The following is a 2777-nucleotide window of genomic DNA, read 5'->3' on the forward strand; positions in this document are numbered from 1 at the left end:
AAGCATTGGCGTGAATCAGAATCCAGCGTAAAATAGGATTCTTGAAGAGCTCTTTTTTAGCCATGAAGCTAAATTTATGTGGCCAAGCCGCAAGAGCGTAGAAGATGGGATCCCACCAAGTACGGTGAGGACCAACCAAAATATAATTGCCTTCAGGTAGATTGTCTTGGCCGGTAAGCTTATAACGCCCGTTAATGAGCCAAACGACGCCAGCTGCGACAAAACGTATGAATGTGTAGAACATATTCGTTCCTCCCTAATAATAACGCTTCATTATCCCACAGGAAGCGGGCTGTTGGCAAACATACAGGAGAACTCAAACATGAAAGTTGATCTATTACCCGACGAACGCATCGATATGCTGTACAACGATGATGTCCATATTATTCAAAGCAAAGAGGTTTTTTCGTTTTCGTTAGATGCGGTCTTACTCGCCAATTTTGCACAGCCACGTAAAAATGGCCGTGGCTTGAATGTTGACCTAGGTGCCGGTAACGGGGCGGTGTCTTTGTTTATGGCTCACAAAGTCGCGGGGCAAATTGTTGGGGTCGAAATTCAAGAACGATTGGCAGATATGGCAACCCGTTCTGTCCAAATGAATGATTTGACAGACAAAATTACGATTATTAACAAAGATATGCGCGACATTTTTACGGATATTCGGCCAGGATCTGCCGATATGGTCGTGTCAAACCCGCCCTATTTTACGGTCGATAATGAAAATACGGTCATGCATGAAGATGAGCACTATGCAATTGCACGGCATGAAATTAAAGCAGATTTGGATTTGGTGACTTACACGGCTAAGAAATTATTGAAGAATAAGGCGCATTTTTTCATGGTACACCGGCCAGACCGCTTGTTTGAGATTCTTGAATCATTGCAGAAGAATCATTTGGCACCGAAACGCATCCAGTTTGTGTATCCAAAAGCGGGTGAACCAGCTAATGTCCTCTTGATTGATGCGATTAAAGACGGTGCGTTAACGGGGGCCACAATTTTGCCGCCAATTGTGACGCACAATGATGATGATACTTATACGAAAGCTGTCTGGGATATTTACGAAGGCAAAAGCAATGGATAAGCCTTATTATATGTACGTGCTATTAACGGCAGATAACACGTTTTATGGTGGTTTTACGGATGATGTTGGTAAACGTTTTGCCACACACGAAGCTGGTAAGGGTGCTAAGTACACACGTCCGGCGAGTCGGCATCCATTGAAATTGTTGTATGCTGAAGCATTCGCAACTAAGGGAGAAGCCTTGCATGCTGAGGCAGTCTTTAAGAAGTTAAAACGGGTAGATAAAGTGGCTTTTCTGCGGGAACATGGTGTCACAGATTTTACGCCGGCAAAGCGAGATTAACGCTTGACTGAGGTATAAAAACCCTGTATTATACATAGATGGTCTTTGACCACAATAAAATACTCACTAGTACTCAATAGTTCTACGGGTGCCCTCGGGGTCGCGGAATTACATGCGAGGCTAGGTGGAAAAACATTTGGAGGCAGATACTCATGGCAGTTATCTCAATGAAGCAATTGCTTGAAGCTGGTGTTCACTTCGGACACCAAACTCGTCGTTGGAACCCAAAGATGTCAGAATACATCTTTACGGAGCGTAACGGCATCTACATCATCGACTTGCAAAAGACGGTGAAGTTGGTTGACCAAGCTTACAACTACGTTCGCGACGCAGCAGCTAACGGTGCAACGGTTTTGTTCGTTGGTACTAAGAAGCAAGCTCAAGATGCAATTGCTGAAGAAGCAACTCGCGCAAACATGTTCTACGTAAACCACCGTTGGTTGGGTGGAACGTTGACTAACTGGTCAACGATCCAAAAGCGTGTTGCACGTTTGAAGGAATTGCGTGCTATGGCAGAAGACGGAACTTTCGACCGTTTGCCAAAGAAGGAAGTGGCTTTGTTGAACAAGTCACGCGAAAAGTTGGAGAAGTTCTTGGGTGGTATCGCAGATATGCCTAAGATTCCTGACTTGTTGTTCATCGTTGATCCTCACAAGGAGCAATTGGCTGTGCAAGAAGCACACAAGTTGAACATTCCTATCGTGGCTATGGTTGACACGAACGCCGACCCTGACCAAATTGATGTGAAGATTCCATCAAACGATGACGCTATCCGTGCCGTTCGTTTGATCACTGCTAAGATGGCTGATGCTATCATCGAGGGTAACCAAGGTGAAGATGCTGTTGCTGCAGAAGACTTCGCAGCTGAAGGTGCTGACAAGGCAGCTTCAATCGAAGAATTGACTGAAATCGTTGAAGGTAACAACTAATTCGATCTCGTCGATAGAAAAGACCGCTTAACTTTTGTTAGGCGGTCTTTTTCGTTATAATAGAGTTTGTATGAAATACTAATGCATCTAGCCGTGAATTTTGCGCGATATAATAGATATATTAGAAGATTTCGTGTATACTAATTTAGATAAAGATTTTGCATTAACAAGGAGACCATAACAATGGCTATTACTGCTTCACAAGTTAAGGAATTGCGTGAAAAGACTGGTGTCGGAATGATGGACGCCAAGAAGGCGTTGGTTGAAACTGACGGTGACATGGACAAGGCAATCGACGTATTGCGCGAAAAGGGAATGGCAAAGGCTGCTAAGAAGGCCGATGCTGTTGCTGCCGAAGGTATGACTTACGTTGCCGTTAAGGATAACGCTGCCGCAATCATCGAATTGAACTCACAAACTGACTTCGTTGCCGGAAACGCTGAGTTTAACGACTTGTTGCACGCTGTTGCAAACGCTATCG

5 protein-coding genes are annotated in these 2777 nt (G+C 44.4%); 4 read left to right on the forward strand and 1 reads right to left on the reverse strand.

Going from position 1 to position 2777, the window contains the following annotated elements:
• Positions 1–244, reverse strand: a 244-nt coding sequence (locus WEIDD23_RS00910) for a lysophospholipid acyltransferase family protein (RefSeq protein ID WP_197458759.1), incomplete at its 3' end; no start/stop codon positions are given.
• A gap of 78 nt (positions 245–322) precedes the next feature.
• On the opposite strand from WEIDD23_RS00910, the gene WEIDD23_RS00915 reads away from it, so the two are divergent.
• The 4 genes from WEIDD23_RS00915 to tsf form a co-directional block, all read left to right on the forward strand.
• Complete coding sequence (locus tag WEIDD23_RS00915; protein ID WP_010371867.1) at positions 323–1084, forward strand: tRNA1(Val) (adenine(37)-N6)-methyltransferase; 762 nt, start codon at positions 323–325, stop codon at positions 1082–1084.
• A complete protein-coding gene (locus WEIDD23_RS00920) occupies positions 1077–1367 on the forward strand; it encodes a GIY-YIG nuclease family protein (RefSeq protein WP_010371865.1) in 291 nt (96 codons plus the stop codon). Before WEIDD23_RS00915 ends, WEIDD23_RS00920 begins: the two co-directional genes overlap by 8 nt.
• A 152-nt stretch (positions 1368–1519) precedes the next feature.
• Positions 1520–2296: a 30S ribosomal protein S2 gene (gene rpsB, locus WEIDD23_RS00925; RefSeq protein WP_010371861.1), complete on the forward strand. Its 777-nt coding sequence runs from the start codon at positions 1520–1522 to the stop codon at positions 2294–2296.
• A gap of 183 nt (positions 2297–2479) precedes the next feature.
• Positions 2480–2777, forward strand: a 298-nt coding sequence (tsf, locus tag WEIDD23_RS14170) for a translation elongation factor Ts (protein ID WP_242865352.1), incomplete at its 3' end; no start/stop codon positions are given.

This window comes from Weissella sp. DD23 (assembly GCF_001579105.1).
Classification (GTDB): domain Bacteria; phylum Bacillota; class Bacilli; order Lactobacillales; family Lactobacillaceae; genus Weissella; species Weissella cibaria.

What these genes read in the sequence shown, in the direction of transcription:
- rpsB (WP_010371861.1), top strand. Translation starts at nt 1,520, where the DNA reads ATGGCAGTTATCTCAATGAAGCAATTGCTTGAAGCTGGTGTTCACTTC.
- WEIDD23_RS00920 (WP_010371865.1), top strand. Translation starts at nt 1,077, where the DNA reads ATGGATAAGCCTTATTATATGTACGTGCTATTAACGGCAGATAACACG.
- WEIDD23_RS00915 (WP_010371867.1), top strand. Translation starts at nt 323, where the DNA reads ATGAAAGTTGATCTATTACCCGACGAACGCATCGATATGCTGTACAAC.